At 52.2% G+C, this 18,636-nt stretch carries 30 protein-coding genes; 15 read left to right on the top strand and 15 right to left on the bottom strand.

The window, feature by feature from the left end:
* Positions 1-232: 232 nt before the first annotated feature.
* Entirely contained in the window at positions 233-628 is a 396-nt protein-coding gene (locus tag BQ5383_RS01235; protein ID WP_071428998.1) for a phage tail assembly chaperone, read from the bottom strand.
* Between the two features lie 92 nt (positions 629-720).
* Here BQ5383_RS01235 and BQ5383_RS01240 point away from each other — a divergent pair, with 92 nt between their 5' ends.
* The 7 genes from BQ5383_RS01240 (at position 721) to BQ5383_RS19790 (ending at position 3,504) form a co-directional block, all read left to right on the top strand.
* Positions 721-1,068 (top strand): zinc ribbon domain-containing protein, encoded by a 348-nt coding sequence (locus BQ5383_RS01240; protein ID WP_071428999.1) that lies wholly within the window; start codon positions 721-723, stop codon positions 1,066-1,068.
* Between the two features lie 24 nt (positions 1,069-1,092).
* On the top strand, positions 1,093-1,440 hold the full coding sequence (locus BQ5383_RS01245; RefSeq protein ID WP_071429000.1) for a zinc ribbon domain-containing protein: 348 nt from the start codon (positions 1,093-1,095) through the stop codon (positions 1,438-1,440).
* A 38-nt stretch (positions 1,441-1,478) separates the two neighbouring features.
* Positions 1,479-1,817, top strand: a complete 339-nt coding sequence (locus BQ5383_RS19785; protein WP_076944420.1) for a zinc ribbon domain-containing protein — start codon at positions 1,479-1,481, stop codon at positions 1,815-1,817.
* 38 nt (positions 1,818-1,855) lie between these two features.
* The gene (locus BQ5383_RS01250) at positions 1,856-2,209 is read left to right on the top strand and encodes a zinc ribbon domain-containing protein (protein ID WP_071429001.1); all 354 of its coding nucleotides are present in this window, start codon (positions 1,856-1,858) and stop codon (positions 2,207-2,209) included.
* A 187-nt stretch (positions 2,210-2,396) separates the two neighbouring features.
* A complete protein-coding gene (locus tag BQ5383_RS01255) occupies positions 2,397-2,741 on the top strand; it encodes a zinc ribbon domain-containing protein (RefSeq protein ID WP_071429002.1) in 345 nt (114 codons plus the stop codon).
* A gap of 38 nt (positions 2,742-2,779) precedes the next feature.
* Positions 2,780-3,115 carry a zinc ribbon domain-containing protein gene (locus BQ5383_RS01260; protein WP_071429003.1) on the top strand — a complete coding sequence of 112 codons (336 nt, stop codon included), beginning with the start codon at positions 2,780-2,782 and terminating at the stop codon, positions 3,113-3,115.
* Between the two features lie 23 nt (positions 3,116-3,138).
* The gene (locus BQ5383_RS19790) at positions 3,139-3,504 is read left to right on the top strand and encodes a double zinc ribbon domain-containing protein (protein WP_076944421.1); all 366 of its coding nucleotides are present in this window, start codon (positions 3,139-3,141) and stop codon (positions 3,502-3,504) included.
* Here BQ5383_RS19790 and BQ5383_RS21735 read toward each other — a convergent pair.
* Positions 3,501-3,629 (bottom strand): hypothetical protein, encoded by a 129-nt coding sequence (locus BQ5383_RS21735; protein WP_268874615.1) that lies wholly within the window; start codon positions 3,627-3,629, stop codon positions 3,501-3,503. The two genes, BQ5383_RS19790 and BQ5383_RS21735, sit on opposite strands and share 4 nt — an antisense overlap.
* Before the next feature lie 255 nt (positions 3,630-3,884).
* Here BQ5383_RS21735 and BQ5383_RS01270 point away from each other — a divergent pair, with 255 nt between their 5' ends.
* The 5 genes from BQ5383_RS01270 to BQ5383_RS19805 all read left to right on the top strand — a co-directional run bounded on the left by BQ5383_RS01270 (position 3,885) and on the right by BQ5383_RS19805 (position 5,522).
* Positions 3,885-4,154 (top strand): zinc ribbon domain-containing protein, encoded by a 270-nt coding sequence (locus BQ5383_RS01270; RefSeq protein WP_172724570.1) that lies wholly within the window; start codon positions 3,885-3,887, stop codon positions 4,152-4,154.
* Between the two features lie 66 nt (positions 4,155-4,220).
* Complete coding sequence (locus BQ5383_RS19795) at positions 4,221-4,547, top strand: zinc ribbon domain-containing protein (protein ID WP_076944422.1); 327 nt, start codon at positions 4,221-4,223, stop codon at positions 4,545-4,547.
* Between the two features lie 38 nt (positions 4,548-4,585).
* Positions 4,586-4,939, top strand: a complete 354-nt coding sequence (locus BQ5383_RS01275; protein ID WP_071429006.1) for a zinc ribbon domain-containing protein — start codon at positions 4,586-4,588, stop codon at positions 4,937-4,939.
* A complete protein-coding gene (locus BQ5383_RS19800) occupies positions 4,891-5,130 on the top strand; it encodes a zinc ribbon domain-containing protein (protein WP_076944423.1) in 240 nt (79 codons plus the stop codon). Before BQ5383_RS01275 ends, BQ5383_RS19800 begins: the two co-directional genes overlap by 49 nt.
* A 38-nt stretch (positions 5,131-5,168) precedes the next feature.
* On the top strand, positions 5,169-5,522 hold the full coding sequence (locus BQ5383_RS19805; RefSeq protein ID WP_076944424.1) for a double zinc ribbon domain-containing protein: 354 nt from the start codon (positions 5,169-5,171) through the stop codon (positions 5,520-5,522).
* Here the strand turns inward: BQ5383_RS19805 and BQ5383_RS20955 are convergent.
* Entirely contained in the window at positions 5,519-5,683 is a 165-nt protein-coding gene (locus tag BQ5383_RS20955) for a hypothetical protein (protein ID WP_172724571.1), read from the bottom strand. The two genes, BQ5383_RS19805 and BQ5383_RS20955, sit on opposite strands and share 4 nt — an antisense overlap.
* Positions 5,684-5,833: 150 nt before the next feature.
* On the opposite strand from BQ5383_RS20955, the gene BQ5383_RS01280 reads away from it, so the two are divergent.
* Both BQ5383_RS01280 and BQ5383_RS01285 read left to right on the top strand, forming a co-directional pair.
* Positions 5,834-6,181, top strand: a complete 348-nt coding sequence (locus tag BQ5383_RS01280; RefSeq protein ID WP_071429007.1) for a zinc ribbon domain-containing protein — start codon at positions 5,834-5,836, stop codon at positions 6,179-6,181.
* A gap of 38 nt (positions 6,182-6,219) precedes the next feature.
* Positions 6,220-6,609, top strand: a complete 390-nt coding sequence (locus BQ5383_RS01285; protein ID WP_071429008.1) for a zinc ribbon domain-containing protein — start codon at positions 6,220-6,222, stop codon at positions 6,607-6,609.
* On the opposite strand, the gene BQ5383_RS01290 is transcribed toward BQ5383_RS01285, so the two are convergent.
* From BQ5383_RS01290 to BQ5383_RS01330, 8 genes are all read right to left on the bottom strand, one after another.
* The gene (locus tag BQ5383_RS01290) at positions 6,580-7,638 is read right to left on the bottom strand and encodes a hypothetical protein (RefSeq protein ID WP_071429009.1); all 1,059 of its coding nucleotides are present in this window, start codon (positions 7,636-7,638) and stop codon (positions 6,580-6,582) included. The two genes, BQ5383_RS01285 and BQ5383_RS01290, sit on opposite strands and share 30 nt — an antisense overlap.
* 32 nt (positions 7,639-7,670) lie before the next feature.
* Positions 7,671-8,120: a phage tail tube protein gene (locus BQ5383_RS01295; RefSeq protein WP_071429010.1), complete on the bottom strand. Its 450-nt coding sequence runs from the start codon at positions 8,118-8,120 to the stop codon at positions 7,671-7,673.
* A 361-nt stretch (positions 8,121-8,481) separates the two neighbouring features.
* Positions 8,482-9,753, bottom strand: coding sequence for a phage tail sheath subtilisin-like domain-containing protein (locus BQ5383_RS01305; protein ID WP_071429012.1), 1,272 nt, complete (start codon positions 9,751-9,753; stop codon positions 8,482-8,484).
* 712 nt (positions 9,754-10,465) lie between these two features.
* Positions 10,466-10,978, bottom strand: coding sequence for a hypothetical protein (locus tag BQ5383_RS01310; protein WP_139193313.1), 513 nt, complete (start codon positions 10,976-10,978; stop codon positions 10,466-10,468).
* Positions 10,979-11,500: 522 nt separating this feature from the next.
* Positions 11,501-11,890: a hypothetical protein gene (locus BQ5383_RS01315; RefSeq protein ID WP_071429014.1), complete on the bottom strand. Its 390-nt coding sequence runs from the start codon at positions 11,888-11,890 to the stop codon at positions 11,501-11,503.
* The gene (locus tag BQ5383_RS01320) at positions 11,887-12,258 is read right to left on the bottom strand and encodes a hypothetical protein (RefSeq protein ID WP_071429015.1); all 372 of its coding nucleotides are present in this window, start codon (positions 12,256-12,258) and stop codon (positions 11,887-11,889) included. The genes BQ5383_RS01315 and BQ5383_RS01320 overlap by 4 nt, the downstream gene beginning before the upstream one ends.
* 16 nt (positions 12,259-12,274) lie before the next feature.
* Entirely contained in the window at positions 12,275-13,222 is a 948-nt protein-coding gene (locus BQ5383_RS01325) for a hypothetical protein (protein WP_071429016.1), read from the bottom strand.
* Between the two features lie 252 nt (positions 13,223-13,474).
* Positions 13,475-13,696 (bottom strand): helix-turn-helix domain-containing protein, encoded by a 222-nt coding sequence (locus BQ5383_RS01330; RefSeq protein ID WP_071429017.1) that lies wholly within the window; start codon positions 13,694-13,696, stop codon positions 13,475-13,477.
* 91 nt (positions 13,697-13,787) lie between these two features.
* Here BQ5383_RS01330 and BQ5383_RS01335 point away from each other — a divergent pair, with 91 nt between their 5' ends.
* The gene (locus BQ5383_RS01335; protein ID WP_071429018.1) at positions 13,788-13,967 is read left to right on the top strand and encodes a hypothetical protein; all 180 of its coding nucleotides are present in this window, start codon (positions 13,788-13,790) and stop codon (positions 13,965-13,967) included.
* A gap of 16 nt (positions 13,968-13,983) precedes the next feature.
* Here the strand turns inward: BQ5383_RS01335 and BQ5383_RS01340 are convergent, their stop codons facing one another.
* From BQ5383_RS01340 to BQ5383_RS01355, 4 genes are all read right to left on the bottom strand, one after another.
* Positions 13,984-14,442, bottom strand: a complete 459-nt coding sequence (locus tag BQ5383_RS01340; RefSeq protein WP_139193314.1) for a phage scaffolding protein — start codon at positions 14,440-14,442, stop codon at positions 13,984-13,986.
* 241 nt (positions 14,443-14,683) lie between these two features.
* Positions 14,684-16,045, bottom strand: coding sequence for a phage portal protein (locus BQ5383_RS01345; protein WP_071429020.1), 1,362 nt, complete (start codon positions 16,043-16,045; stop codon positions 14,684-14,686).
* A gap of 18 nt (positions 16,046-16,063) precedes the next feature.
* On the bottom strand, positions 16,064-17,299 hold the full coding sequence (locus tag BQ5383_RS01350) for a PBSX family phage terminase large subunit (protein WP_071429021.1): 1,236 nt from the start codon (positions 17,297-17,299) through the stop codon (positions 16,064-16,066).
* On the bottom strand, positions 17,283-17,660 hold the full coding sequence (locus BQ5383_RS01355; protein ID WP_071429022.1) for a phBC6A51 family helix-turn-helix protein: 378 nt from the start codon (positions 17,658-17,660) through the stop codon (positions 17,283-17,285). The genes BQ5383_RS01350 and BQ5383_RS01355 overlap by 17 nt, the downstream gene beginning before the upstream one ends.
* Positions 17,661-18,636: the final 976 nt, after the last annotated feature.

Consider the following 18,636-nt stretch of genomic DNA (forward strand, 5'->3'; position numbering starts at 1 on the left):
ATGTTAAAAGCGCCTTACGGTGTCTGCCGCAGGCGCTTATTTTTGTGATTCAACTTATTTTCAATGAAAGCAGCGGACAAGCCGCCTCATTTCTTCTCTGTAGCGATCAGATCGCTTGCCAATAAAAAAGCCCGGGCGGCAGGAGACATTTCCAGGTACCGCTGCGGGTCGATATGATGCCGCTGCAGGGCCAGATGAGCGCCCCTCCAAAGAGGATCATCCCCCTGCCGGATCAGTTTTTTATTTCGTTCACCTGGGTGGAGAAGCCCTTACCTCCCAGATATTGGCTGTAAGCCGCCGCCAATCGGGTAGCCTCCCCGTCGGTCAGCAGCACCCGCAGCCCGTCCAGGGGATTGAGGATCGCACGCCCCGCCTTTTGGGAAAGGGCATCCAGGCACTCTTTGGTATGCAGATCGGGACAAACCAGCGCCTCAGCGGCGCAGGCCAGCATCAGATCCCGAACATTTTCGGTGTGGGCTTTTTCCCGGGCGGCAGTACCCTCTCTGGGGTCCAGCTCCCGCAGCTCCCACACCAGAGGCTGTCCATCCTCATCTGAGAACCGGTCCGAAAGGGTAATCCGCAGGGGCTGCCGGGGTGCAGGGTTCATATACGCAAGAAATGATTTCATCCAAAACATCCTCCATTTTCTTTACATTTTTGTGAATATTATGCTATATTAGTCTTATCATTGTGTGTTTTTTGTGGAAAGGAGCTGCTTTTATGTTACGTTTTAAAGATCTCAACGCCAGTGACTTATTTTCTTCGCAAGTGGACATTTGCAACAATCAACTGATGAACCAGGCGATTGACGAAATAGGTGCGGAAAACATCATTCAATTCTTTAAATGCTCTAAAATTTCTTTTCCCAACTCTCACCTCCTGGTAGAGGACCCTTCGGGTCCCCGTTCCACCTGCCCCGGCTGCCACGGATTCATCCGCCCCGGGGACAAGTTCTGCGGCGATTGCGGCGCGCCGCTCCAGGAAACACTCTGCCCCCGATGTGGCACCACTGTCCGTCCCGGCAAGAAATTCTGTACTGATTGTGGTAAACGTCTGGTGGAAGAATAACCGCTTTTGAAAGGAGTTATTTTTATGCTGCGTTTTAAAGGCCTCTATCCTTCCGGCTTATTGAACTCGAACCTTGACGCTCGCAATGATGACCTGGCTAACCAGGCAATCGATCAGTTTGGCGCAGAAAATATCATTCAGATTTTCAAAAGCCATCACACTTCCTACCCCAACACCCACATTTTAGTGGAGGACCCTTCCGGCCCCCGCTCCACCTGCCCCGGCTGCCATGGTTTCATCCGTGCTGAGGACGATTTCTGCATTCACTGCGGCGCGCCTTTAAAAGAGACTCTGTGCCCCAAATGCGGCCATACCGAACGGCCCGGCGCCAAATTCTGTTCCAAATGCGGTAAACGTCTGGTGGAAGAATAACCGTTTTAAACACCCGATTTTGAAAGGAGCTGCTTTTTATGCTGCGTCTGGCGAATTATTACTCCAGTTCACTTTTTAGTGATGATGCTGAAATTAAAAATCTCCCATTTTTCGATGGAGCCGTCAGGGAAATCGGTGCCGAAAATATTCTCCAGGTCTTTTCTCCCCATAACTACGACCGAATTCTATATGAAGATCCTTCCGGTCCCCGTTCTACTTGTCCCAGTTGCCATGGATTTATCCGCCCTGAAGATGACTTTTGCGGCGATTGCGGCGCCCCTCTCCACGAAACTGTTTGCCCCTCCTGCGGCCATCATGTCCGCCCAGGCAAGAAATTCTGTACTAAATGCGGCAAGAATTTATTGGAGAAAAAATAACCGTTTTGAACACCCGATTCTGAAAGGAGTTGCCTTTTATGTTGCGTCTGGCAAACATCACGTCTACTAAACTGTTCAGTGAAGAAGTGGAAATCGAAAATCTACTTCATTTTAATGGAGCAATCCGGGCTGTTGGTGCTGAAAATTTTCTGGGGCTGGAAAATTCTATGGTAGACCGGATTCTGTATGAAGACGACACTCTTCCCCGCTCCACCTGTCCTGGCTGCCATGGCTTTATTCGTCCCACAGACGTCTTTTGCGGCCACTGCGGCGCTCCCTTGAATGAGACCCGCTGCTGTCATTGCGGCACAACTGTTCGCCCAGGTATGAAATTCTGCACTCAATGCGGTGCGCCTCTCCTGGTTTTGAAGGTAAAGTCCATAGAGCCTTAAGAATCTTCATTTTCCGCAGCCCCGCTACATCTTCCAAACATTCTGCCAGCTGTTCCGCCAGCTTTTTGATCTCCTCCCTGGTCATTTCCACACCGTCAAAATTACAATTGATTGCCACCTTCCTCTGCTTTGTTTCTTCCCGTCCCCTTTACATACCCTCTATCATAAACGAAAGAAGGTCTTTTTCATGCTTAAGCTGGGAACTTTACTTGAAAATATGTTTTCCCCCCAAAAAGCAAGATTATCTGATGAAGCCAGCTTTGATGAAATCGTAAAAAAAGTCGGCAGCGAAAATATCCGCAGTATCTACTCCTCTACTCGAATGGGGATGACAACGATCCTTTATGATGATCCTGATGGGCCCAAAGATTTTTGCCCTGGTTGTCGGGGATATGTCCACCTTGAAGATGACTTCTGCGGTCATTGCGGTGCACCCCTTCGGGAAACCGTTTGTCCTTCCTGCGGCCATCATGTCCGCCCAGGCATGAAATTCTGCACCAAATGTGGCAAGGATTTGGTGCAGAAAAAATAACCGTCTTGAACACTCGATTTTGAAAGGAGTTGCTTTTTATGCTGCGCCACGCTCGTCTTTGCATTAAAAGTCTTGTAAATTCCAATCTTCACCTTACAAATGACGATCTTTTTGATTCTGCGATTCAACTCATAGGGGCAGAAAATTTTTTAGGTATTGATACTTCGTTTGATGGAAGTCATATTTTGTATGAAGATCCCACCTTTCCCCGCTCCACCTGCCCCGGCTGCCATGGTTTCATCCGCCATGAAGACGATTTCTGTATTCACTGTGGCGCACCTTTAAAAGAAACCCTGTGCCCCAAGTGCGGCCATACCGAGCGGCCCGGCGCTAAATTCTGTTCCAAGTGCGGTAAACGCTTGGTGGAAGAATAACCGTTTTGAAAGGAGCTGTTTTTATGTTGCGTTTAGCAAACTATTACTTTAACAATCTTTTCGGTGATACCATCAAAATTGAAAATCTCTCCTCTTTCGATCGCGCCATAGAGGATGTTGGCCCCGAAAATGTCGTTCAAGTCTTTACACCTTCCGGCGGTGTAACATTCAACCGAATCTTGTATGAAGACGACACCCTTCCCCGCTCCACCTGCCCCGGCTGCCACGGTTTCATCCGTCCTGAGGATAAATTTTGCATCCATTGCGGTGCTTCTTTGCAGGAAATGGTTTGTCACCATTGTCGGCATACAGAACGTCCAGGGGCTAAGTTTTGTTCCCAATGCGGCGCTCCCTTAGTTGTTTTAAAGGTAAAATCTATAGAGCCTTAAGAATCTTCATTTCCCGCAGCCCCCGCTGCATCTTCCAAACATTCTGCCAGCTGCTCCGCCAGCTTTTTGATTTCTTCCCTGGTCATTTCCACACCATCAAAATTACAGTTGATCGTCACCTCCATCTGCCGTACTTCCACCGCAGCGTCGGTACTTCCTACAGCTCCACCTTTTGTTTTTCTCCCCGTAGATCACATATCATACTATTTCAGCTTTTTCCTTTTACATAAACTTTATTTTCACATTTTTCTTTGAATGAAATCGATCAAAATCGGTTTTATAAATAAAAAACCTTGAAAGGGGGATTTAAAATGCTAAAAATCACAAAAATCATGAAAGGTTTTAATTTCAAATCAAAAATGTGGAGATCTGAACCTTATGTGTCTGAGGCAATTGAGGAACTGGGCCCGGAAAATGTTGTACAGATTGACACAGCCAGCGGCATCACCACTTTGGTTTATGAAGACCCTTCCGGTCCTCGTACCACCTGTCCTGGATGTGGACGTTTCATCTGTCCGGAAGATGACTTCTGCGGTGATTGTGGTGTTCCCCTTAGAGAAACCGTTTGTCCCTCCTGCGGCTATCATGTCCGTCCAGGCAAAAAATTCTGCACCAAATGCGGCACCTCACTCATCACTTCTGCTCCTTGAAGTGTCTCATCTCCAGCCTATCTCTATCAAACAACGGCTCAAGCACGAAAAGAAAGGACAGTCACTATGTTAAAAACAAAAAGAATCCTTCACGGAACAAGTTTTAAATTAGTTCCGGAAAATGACGTTCTTCGTCAAACAATTGATGACGTAGGTGCAGAAAACATCGTACAAATTGCTTCGGATCACATTGGCACTAATATCTTCTATGAAGACTCTTTCGGTCCCCGCACCACCTGTCCCGGCTGTCATAACTTTATTTGTCCGGAAGACGATTTCTGCATGACCTGTGGCGCTCCTCTCCGAGAAACCACTTGCCCCTCCTGCGGCTACCATGTGCGTCCAGGGGCTAAATTCTGTTCCAAATGCGGGAAACGCTTGGTGGAAGAATAGCCGTTTTGAACACTCGATTTTGAAAGGAGTTGCTTTTTATGTTGCGTCTGGCGAATATTACACCTACAAAACTGTTCAGTGAAGAAGTAAAAATTGAAAACGTATATCATTTTAATGGAGCAATCCGGGCTATTGGTGCTGAAAATTTTCTGGGTCTGGAACGTTCTATGGTAGACCGGATTCTGTATGAAGACGACACTCTTCCTCGCTCCACCTGTTCTGGCTGCCATGGCTTTATTCGTCCCACAGATGCCTTTTGTGGTCACTGCGGCGCTCCCTTGAATGAGACCCACTGCTGTCATTGCGGCACAACTGTTCGCCCTGGTATGAAATTCTGCACTCAATGCGGTGCGCCTCTGCTGGTTTTGAAGGTAAAGTCCATAGAACCTTAAGATTCTTCATTTCCCGCAGCCCCCGCTCCACCTGCCCCGGCTGCCATGGCTCCATCCGTCCCGGGGACAAGTTTTGCGGCGATTGCGGTGCACCCCTTCGAGAAACCACTTGCCCCTCCTGCGGCTACCATGTCCGTCCAGGCAAAAAATTCTGCGCCAAATGCGGCAAAAATTTGTTGGAGAAAAAATAACCGTCTCGAACACTCGATTTTGAAAGGAGTTGCTTTTTATGCTACGTCTGGCTAATTTTTACTGCACTAAATTTTCCACCCAAAATGTTAACGTTGGCAATTTACCACAATTCGATGGTGCTATAAAAAAAATTGGAACAGAAAATTTTCTCGGTATAGACTGTTCCATTGCGGATCGGATTCTGTATGAAGACGACACATTTCCCCGCTCCACCTGCCCCGGCTGCCACGGTTTCATCCGCCCTGAGGATAAATTTTGCATCCATTGCGGTGCTTCTTTACAGGAAATGGTTTGTCACCATTGTCGGCATACAGAACGTCCAGGGGCTAAGTTTTGTTCCCAATGCGGTGCTCCCTTAGTTGTTTTAAAGGTAAAATCTATAGAGCCTTAAGATTCTTCATTCCCCGCATCCTCCGCTGCATCTTCAAAACATTCTGCCATCTGCTCCGCCAGCTTTTTGATCTCCTCCCTGATCATTTCCACACCGTCAAAATTACAGTTGATCATCACCTGCATCTGCTGTACTACCGCTATAGTGTTAGTGCTTTCCACTGTCTCACCGTTTGCGTTTTTCCCCGTAGATCACATATCATACTATTCCAGCCTTTCCCTTCTACATAAACTTTATTTTCACATTTTCTTTGAATGAAATCGATCAAAATCGGTTTTATAAATAAAAAAACCTTGAAAGGAGTTCTTTTTATGTTGCGTTTTAAAGGCCTTTATCCTTCCGGCTTATTGAATTCGAACCTTGACGCTCGCAATGATGAGCTGGCTAACCAGGCAATCGATCAGTTTGGCGCAGAAAATATCATTCAGATTTTCAAAAGCCATCATACTTCCTATCCCAATACCCACATTTTAGTGGAGGACCCTTCCGGTCCCCGTTCCACCTGTCCCGGTTGCCACGGTTTCATCCGTCCTGAGGATGATTTCTGTATTCACTGCGGCGCGCCTTTAAAAGAGACCTTGTGTCCCAAATGCGGCCATACCGAACGGCCCGGCGCTAAATTCTGTTCCAAATGCGGTAAACGCTTGGTGGAAGAATAGCCGTTTTGAACACTCGATTTTGAAAGGAGTTGCTTTTTATGTTGCGTTTAGCAAACTATTACTTTAACAATCTTTTCGGTGATAACATCAAAATTGAAAATCTCCCCTTTTTTGATCGTGCCATAGAGGAAGTTGGCCCTGAAAATATCGTTCAAGTCTTCGCACCTTCCGGCAGCATGACATTTAACCGGATTTTGTATGAAGACCCCACCTTTCCCCGCTCTACCTGCCCCGGCTGCCATGGTTTCATCCGACCCGAGGACAAGTTCTGCGGTGATTGCGGCGCTCCCCTTCTGGAAACCATTTGCCCCTCCTGCGGCCATCATGTACGCCCAGGCAAGAAATTCTGTACTGAATGTGGTACATCTCTGGTTCCTGAAAAAAACAGATTTAAAGGTTTAACAGCTTGCAATTTCCATTCCTGCTGAACTGATTTCTTCACTCAGGTCTGCCGCCAACTGTGCTGACAGTGCTTTAATGTCGTCCTTTGTAAACTTCCATTCGTCAAAATTGCATGTAATACTAATATTTGTTGTTCTTTCTGGTTGAACGGCAGAAAGTTGTTTGCTCTGTGTTTCCAATGGCACATCCAATTGTTCCGTCTGATATGGACCTATTTCCAACATTTTTTTAAACTCATATGTTGGGTCCTCGTCTTCCGGTCCCCATCTTCTCCATTCTGTGGCCTCTTTAATTCGGTCTGCAATATAAGCGTCAATTTCGCTTTTGGACATCTCCAATATTTCTTCTGCTTTTTGCTTTTGCTCCTCAGTCAAATCTTTTTTGGTAGTATAGTCGTAACCATATTTTTGATATTCCCAAGGCAGCATCTGCTGTGGCACAACACCCAACGTTTCTTTGAGCATTTTTTCTTCTAATGGACGTCCCATCTTCGCATGCCATTGCTCAGAAAAAGTTTCTCCAAAGGTTTCTCCCTTGGCTAATTCATAGAGTAACGTTTCCTGAAGATTTTCAAAGCCCTGGATACTCTCTTCGCCATTGCTTTTATCTTTTCCTTCTTTGCCATCACCGCTAAACAGACGATCCAAAAGTATCGTCCCCAAAAATGTCACTCCTGCGACTTGAGGAAGTGTGAGACTCCCTATTGTTTTTCCAAATAATGACAGCAGAGATACTATTGAGGAAGCATTGCTCAACCCATCAGTAATACTGCTTCCAAGATCTTTCTCTCCTCCTTCGCCACCTCCCCCACCTATTGAAAAGTGCGGAAGCTCCGCCACCAGCATCGCATTCATCCACGCCGTTTGCATCCTGTCCAAACTATACAGATGATTAGCGCAGGCTTGCAGCAGCAGTTCCATGGTACCCAAATGGGCCAGCTCGGGAAGCGCGATTTCATCAATGGAGATTTCCATACTCTCCGGCACTTCCAGTCCCAGCGCCCCGCCCGTTTCCGCCAGTTCCATAGCGGCCTGCTCCTGATTGTCTTTTTCCATCCCCCTGCCCTCCTTTCCCTTTTCTCCGGTCCTCAGCCGTTATAGGCCGAAAGAATATCAAAATCGTCAAAGGAAAAGGGGCTCTCGCACACCTGGCTTTCGTCGCTGCCGTCGTCCAGCGCGCCGAAGGAGACGTTTTCCAGGATTACTCCCCGGAGGATCACCTCCTGCCGTCCGGCGGAAGGGGTTTCCGCGTAATATTGCAGCGTCAGCTGGGGATATTCGCCCCCCGCCTTATACTCCGCCATCGCCTGTGCCAGGGCGGAGGTGCTGTTGTACCAGCTGAGGTTGCCGCTGCCGCTCATGCCCCGCACCGCGTTTCGGGTCATCCGCTCCCCCAAAAAACGCTTGCTTTCCTTGGTCATATCCACCCGGGCGTCCACCTTGCGGATTCGCAGGGCTTCCACCACCCGTCCGCCGATGGTGACGTACCCCTGTCCGTCGTGGCCGGAAGGGATGCTGCTCAAAGTTCTGTCGCTCATCTTGTTTCCTCCTTTTGTTCCCGGAGCGGTTGTCCGCCCCGGTCCTTCGCCCCGCCGGTTCTTCTTTGGGCCGGTTTTCCGGGGTAATTATTGTTTCTCCTGAGGGCGGGCCGGCTGTTCTTTCCACCGGTCCCGCCCTTTTTGCCTTGTCTTAAAGCTGTCCTTCCCGCCGGAGGGCTTCCGGTATTTCCCTTCCGCCCCTTCCGCTTTGAATGACCGTCTTCTTTTGTTTCTTTTCCTGACTTGGAGCCTTTCCCGCCCGAAAAATCCTGGTCGAAGCACTTCCCCTTCTCTCAGGTTAAAACCTGTCCGCCCCAAACAGGTCCCTCTCCCCGGGCGGGAATTTCTTCACTCCTGCCCCTTACTGGGAAACAATGGTCAGATACACCTTGTCCACCGTGTCAGCGGCCCGCACGCCCACTCTGGCCTGGATGCTGTCCCTGGCGGTCATGGGGGTGATGGTCACATCATCGGGAGAAAAGTCCTCGATATAGCCGGGGTCGCTGTAGTTCTGCCGCAGCAGCTCCACCACCATCCCCTTGATCTGGGCCCTGCCGGAAACGGTGTTGCGGATTCTCCCCACCGCCCTGGTATCCAGCAGATACCGCAGCTCGGTGGCGATGCGGTCCAGCGTCCGGGAAACCAGGCCCTTGCGGAAGTCCTCCGGGGCCTGTGCGGAAAAGGCGTGAAGGCTGTTCAGGTCATACAGCACCATTGCCTGACCATGGCTCCAAACAAAGAGAGTTTCTCCCGCCTTGGTCCGCTGCTCCTGCTCCTGGAGGGTCAGTCTGGGGTTGACGGCGGTCCAGCCGGTCACCGGGGTATGGGTGGCGCTGCCGGAAATGTCCAACCCCGCCAGAATGCCCGCCATAGTGGCGCAGGCTTCCGGGGCTGTCAGATCATATCCCGCCGTGGAGCCGCCCACGGTGGAGTTGATAATAGCCCGGCTGTTCCAGCTCCCGCCGGATACCACCGCCTGGATCATCACACCAGCCGCCCGCTGCTGCTCTACAAAGGCCGCCACAGCGGCCCGGGCGGTTTCATCGGTGCCGGTGTAAGCGATCACAGCATATTCCTTCTCCGGCAGCTCCGCCAGGAAAGCGGAGATGGCCTCGCTCTCGGTCATCTCCCCATCCAGCCCGCCGGTGAGGGTGGTAGATGCCGCCGCCAGGGTTCCTTCTCCCTCCAGGGTAATCAGACCGTTGGGCACAAAGTCGGTAATGGTGCTGATGCTCTGCCGGTCCTGTTCCACCCCATCCAGGCTGGTCACCAGGGTAAAGGGCGCCTCCTCTCCCGTCACCGTCACACCGATGCTGTTGCCCCGGACGCCGCCCCATACCGCCTTGGCCGTCACACCGGAAGCGATCTCCGCGGTCGCCTGCTCACCGGTGTTGAGCCGGTACAGCAGCAGGCGGCTGGCGTTTTTCACTACTTCCGCCGCCAGCTTCATTTCCAGGGCGGTCAGCGGCCACCCCAGGCTTTTGGTGGTGTCGCTCCCCGCCGTGATCTCATTCCATTTGTCACCCCAGCTGAGGGGTAGCGCCATCGCTACGATTCCCTCGCCTCCGGCGGAAGTCTGCCGTTCTCCGGCCTCCACTGCCACCTGTACGCCGGGCAAAATCATTTCGATCATTTTTTTCTCCTTTCTTTTCCCGCCGAAACTCCTTCGGTCCTTCTGTTTCTCCGCTTTTGAACTGATTTTCTATCTGAACATTTTGGCCAAACCTTTCCCGCTCCCAAAATGCAATAAAAGAATAAACTGCGCCCCTGCGGATCATCCCGTACACCAGCTGAACCGCCGAAATCCTTCCCACAAAGACAGCAAGTGGATTGTCCGCCTTTACCCGGACCTGTCCAGGTTATCTGGGCAACCGGCGAGCGGGCGATACTATCCCGCCGCCCCAGTCATAGAAACCTTCTCTCCACCCCGTTCCCCTTAACACTAAAAGGGACCAACCCAAACAACGGCACCCACTTTTCTGACTAGCCAGATCGCTCCAGCCACAACAACGGGTTTCCAAAGGGACGCGTCCCTTTGGCCGTAACTCCCGGTACAAACCTCCGCCCATCCTCCACTCAAAATAGCGGCACAAACGCCCCCCGCAGAAAGCAGCGAGCGGCTTTGTCCGGCTTTACCCGGGCAAATAGCGAGCGGACGATACTGCCCCCGTCAGACCAGGAGCAGAAACTATCCCTCCCGCCCGTTCCCCTTAAAACTGAAAGGTACCAGCCCAAACAACGGCAGGCATTTTCTCTGACTAACCAGATCGCTGCGTCCACAACAATGGGATTCCAAAGGGACGCGTCCCTTTGGCCGTACCCCCTCCGTATTCCCCTGCTATAGATTACTGTTCCAGCGCATCCACCTGCTGCTGCGCCTGGCGGATCACCGGTCCTTCTTCCTCCTCCGGCAGCTGTTCCGCCCAGAGGAGGACCTTTGCTGTCACCAGAGCCGCTCCATCCTGTTCCTCCCCGGTGATTTCGGATACCGCCATGGGAGGGGCATCTTTTCTCAGAGGCAGCCGTTTCAGGCCCTCCATCAGCTGCCGCCTTGCCTGATCCAGAAGGGCGGGAGCTCCCGGTCTTTTTCCCGGTTCCCACCGGACCGTTACCTGGGCGGCGTAGGCTGAGATGGTTTCCATACGCCGTGTTTCCGTCAGTTTTCCAACAGAAAGGTAACAGGCTGGCAGTGCCGGGGATTGAGCCTGGGGCTGAAGACAGACAGGAGTTTCCGGAAATCGTTCCGCCGCCTCCATGGCCACGGCCAGGCGAAGCCTGTCCCATAAGGGAAGGCTCTCTCCTGTCTCCAGCAGCCGGACCAATTCCGGCTCCAGAACTATATTTTTCGGTAACTCCATCTTCATTCCAGCTCCTTTTCTATTCACTCACCAGTACAGCTTCTCTTTTTCAGACCGTGGAGGAACACATTTTTCCTGGATGGATCTGATCCACCTCTATAAAAACCAACCTTTTGGGCCGCCGCTCCCGCCTTTTGCCTTCCTCACCCTGCCGGTTTCTTCTTTCTGCTGTCCTCTGTCTTCCCATGGGGTGATGTTTCTCCGCCTTTGTATAGAAAAACCGGCAGCGGAGCTTTTCTCCCCACCGCCGGTTTAGAACAGGTTCTTGTCCGGGACACTGCCGGGGCCTTTTTCTCCCTAAGCGGGCTGCCTTCCCCCGGTCCCGCGTAAAACCTTAATTCTCCTCAAGCAAAAGCATTTCTCTGACAAAAGAAGCTGCTCTTTCTACAAATTCTCATGCTCCACGGATAAAGGCTTCGCTTCTTCCCCATTTTTTGATTCTCCATACATTTCCAACGTCAGGGAATACCTTATCCACTAAACTCTGTTTCTCTTTTGTCTAACAGGATATTGGAAAACCTCTCAGCTGCCGCTCTCGCCTGGCTCCTCCGGGATGGGTATCACCTGGATTTCCTCCAGCGCCGCCTGAACGCAAAGATCATAATGGTGCACCTGTCCCACCATCCCTTCCACCCGCTGCCGCTGATGAACCACCTCCACCTTGTCTCCGGAGTGAATATCGCTTCCTGCTGACAGAAAGAGGGTATACCGTTTCTCCACCAGAGCGGGACCTGCGGTTTGCTGATGCCGCCCCATATTTTCTAGAGACAGATGGCAGGGCAACTCCTGGTAAAGCTGCTTCCACTGGCTCACCTGATTTTCAATTGCAGTCCGCCACAGGCTGCACCGGTCCCGGTACAGTAGCTCCAGACTTTTCTTCCCCTTTCCCAAAGGGGACACAGAGGCGCTCATGGCAGCCTCCGCCAGGGCCGCAGCCGTTCCAGCCCCCTGCTGACGGGATCGTCCTCACTGCTTTCCCGGAACCGGACAGCGGTGTCCCCCTGGGTGATAGAGACCGCATTCCCCACGGCGTCCCCGCCTTCCAGCAGCCATTGCCACTGGGCGTAGCTCAGCTCAGTCCAGATCCCTTTCATTCCCTGAGGCACCTGAGCGCCCAAAGGGATATTGCACCAGGCAAGCATCCGGTCCGCCGTCCAGGAAATAACCAGCAGCGCCGCCTGTTCCTCAGGGATTTGCTCCTCACCCCACCATCCCAGGGTCTTCCAGTTTTCCAGGATCTCCGCCACCTGTTCCCTCACATTTTCCCTATGTTCCGCCATGCTCATCTCCCTTTGGTCAGCCAGTATAGGCAGTGGACATGGTATGGACGTAAAGAGCAGCAGTGTCGTTGTCCCGGACAATGAGGTCGTGGTGGACCCGGTAGAAGATGTCGTAGGCGTCCGCACTCTGGTTCTGGTCGGGAGTGACGATCTTGGAGACATTGCGCTTGAGGACACCCTGCATGGCCGCCTTGTTTCCGTAGATAAAGTTGATGCCCTTGGATTCACTGGTAATGGGCTGATAGCCGCCGGCTGTCTCGCCGCCGGTGGAGCCATCCAGCAGTTTTACCTTAGACCAAAAACGTGCTCTGGGCACCCGGATCACAGGGGTCATACCATCCAGCAGCAGCACTCTGCGGTCAATGCCGCCGGTATTCTCCGCCACATCCAGGCGGCGGGCGATGGCGGTATCCCCTTTGAGGAGGGCATAAAAATCACCGGAGCAGAAAAGAACACGACCCTCCTCAGGTACCTCCTTCTCGTTGAGGATTTTTTCCGCCTCATCCAGCAGTGCCAGCGGTTTGTCGGAAGAGGAGAGGTCCTTTTCCACCACAGTACCCAGTGTTTCCTCCCGAGCGGCAGCAGCGCAGATCTCCATAAAGCGGATCGCATCCACCTCCGGAATTTCCCGTGTGCGGACATACTGGGCGGCCACCTGACGGAACAGGCTGAAAGCGGATTCGTCGTTGTCCACGAAGTCCACCCGGAATTTGCGGCCGCGGTCGTATTTAAGGGTATGTTCCTCATAGGTAACCGAGACACCCCCCTGGGCATAACCGGCATCACGGTCATAGGTACCGGCGCCGTCCACCGACACTTTGGGCAGCTTGATGCGGTTGGCCCCCACAAACTGGCGGGCCAGGGCCGGGCTGTCCAGCATAGCGGTAATCGCCTGCTTTCGGTACAGCTCATCCAGCACACCTGTGAACCGCACTGCCTTTTCTGCAAAATTGTTTGTTGCCATACTAGTTCCTCCTTGTTTTTTGATATTCCTTTCTTTTTGGAACGGTCTTTTTTGTGGATTCCGCCGCCCTCCGGCGGCCTGGGACGGGACGCTGCCGCGCCTGTTCCTTTTTACCTTTGGAGCAGCGCAAAAGGGAACCGGAAGCTTGGCGGATCCATCAGGTTTTCCCTGTACAGATCCGGCTTTTTCTTCCGGTCCCCTTTTCCACAATGTCAGTATAACTGTTTTTGTCTCTGCTTTCCTCTCTGTTTTTTATCCTTCAGGCCATTGTTTCCGATCCGTCCGTTCCAGGATATAGTCTACACTCACCTGATAAAAGTCCGCCAGCGCACACAGTACCCAGGGTGGGATCATACGCTGCCCGCTTTCATAATAAGCATAGGTACGCTGAGGCAATCCGATGGCCTTTCCCACCTTTTCCTGGGTCAAATCTGCGTCCTCCCGGAGCGCCCTGATCCGTCCATATCGTTTCATTCACATCACCAAACTTAGTATAGGTAAGAACAAATTGTTCTCTTGCATTTTAGATTATTTTGTTCTAGACTATACTAACGAGGTGATTTTCATGCCCGATTATCGGGAACTTTATGCCATCATGTTTCGTGCCACGGAACAAGCTGCACGAATTCTTCTTGCGGCTCAAAGAGAATGTGAGGAGCTGTACCTGGCCTCCGATCCTCCACCCCTGGAGCTTTTCCCGTCGGAAGAAGACCAGTCGGAAGAATCCTATCCTCCTACTCCATAAATATCGCTTTGCAGTTTTACTGCAATCCTGCCTCCTGCCTCCACTGTTCCAGATCCCCCGGCTCTGCTTTGGCAGGCTTTCCCGGCAGCGGAGGGGCCGGATTGCGTTCCTGCCGGAACAGCCAGCTCTGCTGCTGTCTCAGCTGTTCTACGGCTTCCTTCAATTCCTGCTGCGGCTCCTTGCTTTCCAGGAAGCGGTCCATATCCAGCAAAGCTTTAACGGCAGGTAAGCTTCTGCCGCCCGCCTCCGTCACCAGCTGGGCCAGCTGTCCATCCAGTTTCATCCGGGCCAGCTGTTGATTATGGGCATTCTGCTGCTCCTCCATCTGTTGGCGGAGCACCGCCAGCTGCTGTTCCAGGGCAGTATAATCTGCGGCGGAACGCATCTGATTGCTTCCTTTCTCCGTCAGTTCTTTTTTCTGCGCGGGAGTAAGGGCAATTCCCATTTCTTCCAAAATTTTAATGATTTGTTTCATTTTTCCCTTTCCGCCCCTTTTTTCTGATGAAACAAAGGGGTCTTTTTTTCTTTGTCTATTTTTGATTTTCCAGCCTATATCCTCTAAAAAGCGGAAAAGATATCGGCTTATGCATTCAGACAATCATCGTGGAGCTCTTTCGCCTTCCTGGAAACGATAGCTGCAGGGCATCTTACTCCCCATTTCCTCACAAGACATTATCCGTCTTTCATCACACTGCACGACTTATTTTCATGTCTTTTCAGCCTTCTTCTCGCTCCTTGATCAGTTCCCGTTCCGCCTGCCAGTCCTCCACCAAAGGATGAAGCCGGGTTTTACTCTCAGGACTGAGGACCTCATCCGGCGTCTTGACCAGTATATCCGCCACCTCGGTATCGTTGCGGGGTTTATTTCTGGTCCAAAGCTGCTGTATAACCAGTTCACGCTTTTCCCCCAGATACTGTAAGATTGCCCGGGCAAACTCCGCCAGTGCGGGGCGGAATTCTGTTTCCATCAGTCCCGCTTTCAGCTCCAGCAGTGAGTAGAGGAATTCAATATACACCCCGCTTTGGTTTCCTGTCCGCTCGGGGGCGGGGTCCACCGCCATAGCGGTCGCGTAAAGCTGCCGGGTCAGCATCTGTAAATAAGCGGCTCGGGCCTCATAGGGGATTTCGGCTTTGAGCACCTCCACACCGCCGTCACCGCTGACGGAAAAATACTTTTCCAGCTTGGCCTTATGGAGAACACTCAGCTGCCTGGGCACCTCTTTGACTGTACCATCCGGCTGTTCCACATAGTCGATGGAGGTGGTCTGACCGTCATAATTACGGATGACGAAGAGAATTTCCTGAATATCATCCAGGTCATTGGCCATACCGGATAGCACCTTATCGATGGCATCCACCAAAGGGCGATACAGCAGCAGATCCCCGGCACGGGCCTCATTGTTGGGGAATTCGATGAAGGGCGGCCTGCCATAGCGGTGGGGCTGCACCTGTGTCACTTCCATCTTGTCCCCTTCTCCCACCAGTACCGTAAGCTCTTCATCGGTCCAAATCTCGGTGCGCAGAGGCGGTATTTCACCTGGTTTGAGCTGCTCGGCAGGTGCCGGCCGTACCTGGCGGATCACCGCTTTCAGCCGGGGACGGATGCTGGTGGGGTCATACACCGGTGTGATCTCCAGCGGATCAACAAACCAGTAGCCAAAGGGCTCTCCTTCATCGTACCAGTAGCAGAGCCACCCCCGTCCCGCGTTGCTGGCGTCTGTCCCCAGCTGTCGCAGCACCTTTTCATAGCAGTCTCCCAGACATTGCCGCACCCGGGCATTCAGTTCAGCGCCTCCCCCCTGGAGATCAAACCGGGGCGGATAAGTGAACAGATATCCCACCTTCTGATCCACCAAAATCCGGTGCCAATTGGCCGGAATACGGTTATCCGCTGTTCTCAGAGGATTTTTCCCATTGTCCCGCTGCCACTGGCGCATCCATTCAAGTCCCGGCATTCCCCGCCGGATGATGGATGATCTGCCCTGGTAGTAGTCCATCCCCCGGGCCGCCTGCTCCAGAAAGTCCCTGCACGGGGGCAGATACTCCTCCAGCAGGTCCTTCGCCTGTTTTAATTCCATCTTTTTCTCCTTCCCTTTTTAAAAACGGACCCCACCGGGCCGGTCCATCACCGTGGATACAAAGTAACGGATATCATCCATGGCATGGTCATGTTCTTTTCTGGGCCGGTCTCCGGGGGCAGTCTCATCCCATACATACTGTCCAAACTCCCGCACAGTGTCCTTGCAGCACCGCTGGAAGAGCAGATTTCCCTTTCCCAAAGCTCCTGCCACCCGGCGGATACCATCCACCACTTCATTGACCGCTTTCGCCACCGGAAAGCGCCCATGCCGTCGGATGCATTGGATGAAACTGGCGGCGGAAGGGTCTACAATCACCCGTTCCACCAGTCTGCCGCCCGCCAGCTGTTCCAGTTTCTCATAGTACTCCTCATCCGTCTGCTGTCTGCCGCCATTTTCGGGCGCTCTGCTGTCGTAGTAGTATTCAGCAATGCGGATATATTTTCCTTCCCACTGGCCCCACAGCCCCATTGACATGGGGTTTGCGGTACCATAGTCACAGCTGATCCAGTAGCGGACGTAGCGCCTGTTCTCTTCCGGCAGCAGATGTCTTTGGGGATCAAACATGGGATACACCAGCCCCTGAGAGGCACACCATTCTCCCAGGATATATCTGCGGTGGAATACGCCGGTGTACATTCTCTCATACCGCTGGCGCATGGCTGTGGAAAGGCTTGGGTTGTCCGCCATGGTAAAGTGGAGCCGCAGCGCCCGCCGCTGTTCCGCCCGGCAGATCCATTCCTGGTAGAACCAGTGTCCGGGGCCTTCCGGGTTGCAGTTAAACCAAAATCGTGATCCTTCCACACTGCATCGGGCCAGGGCCTGCTCCACAAAGCTGCGGGGCATCAGCGCCGCCTCATCCAGCAGCACTCCCGCCAGGGTCATCCCCTGAATATAAGCGGCACTCCCCTCATCTTTCCCTCCGAACAGGTGGAACCGATTTTGCCGTCCCTGCCAGGACACCAGCAGCACTCCCCTGCTCACCTGTTCCCGGCATTCCATCACCGATGACATCGCCCTCAGCAAGGGGATTATGACATTGCGCCGCACTCCTGCCGCTGTTTTTCCGCAGATTGCCAGATCCTTCTGATCGTAGGTGGTCATGGCCCACAGCAGAAAGGAGATGGACATTGCCAGGGTTTTGCCGGAGCGAACGCTGCCATCGCAGATAACAGCGTCATACCGGTCCTTTGTTTCCGGGGCCAGCCACCAGGTCATCACCTGCATTTGCCGTGGGCTAAATCGCAGGAACATGACCCCACACCTCCTTTGCCCCCTGCCGCAATGCCTCAAGGAGGGACTCATCCTCTTCTCCCCGATCCTGCTCATTCATCTGCCGGCTCAGTTCAAAATACAGCTTGATGGCGGAAACATTGCCTCCCTCGCACTGGGCCACCAGAGCCTCCCAAATCCGCTGCCGTTCCCCCTGGGGGGTGGTATATCTTTCCGTCAACTGCTGGAGATAGCTCTGGAATTTTGGATCATTTCTCCATCGGCACAGCGTACTTACCGGAACCTCCAACAGCTCGCTCATTTCCCGCAGCGTCCGGTGATCATCCGGCCGTGCAAGCATCCGGGCCGCCTGACGTTGTTTCTCGCTGTATTCTGTCAGCATTCCATTCCTCCCTTCTTTTGCCGCCTGCCTGCTCCCATCAGGCAGCCTGCCAAACAAAAAAGAAAAAAGTCCCTTCAGAATACATCCACCCACCGTCTGGCAGAGGAGGCTTTCCTCAGGTCCTTTTTTCACAGTCTCAGTATATCAGTCTTTTTTACCCTTTTCCTCTCAGCTTTTTATCACCGTTCCACCCTTTTTCATCTGGTTGCGGCTGCCTGGCATTTTTCGCCTGTACAGCAGTTTTTATCATAGCGGCCATTCCAGATTCCGTCCCAGCTTTTCTCCCTGTTCCCCCGCATCCGTGTCTTTCCCCTGATAAAACAGATTTTGTCTCCCTTCTTTGGCGGAAATCATATCCACTGGTTTAATCAGGATTTATAAGGGTCTTCATCCGCCAAGCCCCTTTAGACACAGCGCCTATATCATTTTCCTCGCCTCACAGCCTGTAAACCAACTCCCAGCAATCTTTTTTTGCTTCTAAAGATTCGCTGTCGGCAGTTTGCTTCATCCAATGATAAAACGCAGCATTCCTGACAGGGCATCTCTCCCGACTAAATCTATTTCTCTTCAATCAAAACCACCAGTTGAACTGGTGGTTTGCACCAGCCCTAGAAGGGCATATTACCGGCCCGCGTCTTAAGACGCACTGAATGTTATTTCGCTTGCATCACTTGCTCCGCAGCCCGTAAACGGGCAATTGACGTTCCTTGTAAGTTTTTTCCATGGACGAAAATTTGCTCCTTGCAGCTCGCTTCGCTCGATGCTTGAAGCTAAAGTTTTTATGGGATGTCTCCACCGGCAGAGCCGGTGGTTTCCATTGACAACAAAAATGCCCGCCAACGTTTTAAGCGTCAGCGGGCATTTTAGATTTGTCATTTAAAAATCAGGAAAGCCCTTCTCGTCAGTTATCGTCGCCAAATTTTCCAGTCAGCAGCAATTGCACTGTTTTCTGCTGTCCTTCCAGCTTTTGATTCCT

This window comes from Angelakisella massiliensis, from assembly GCF_900104675.1.
GTDB classification, from domain to species: Bacteria; Bacillota; Clostridia; order Oscillospirales; family Ruminococcaceae; genus Angelakisella; species Angelakisella massiliensis.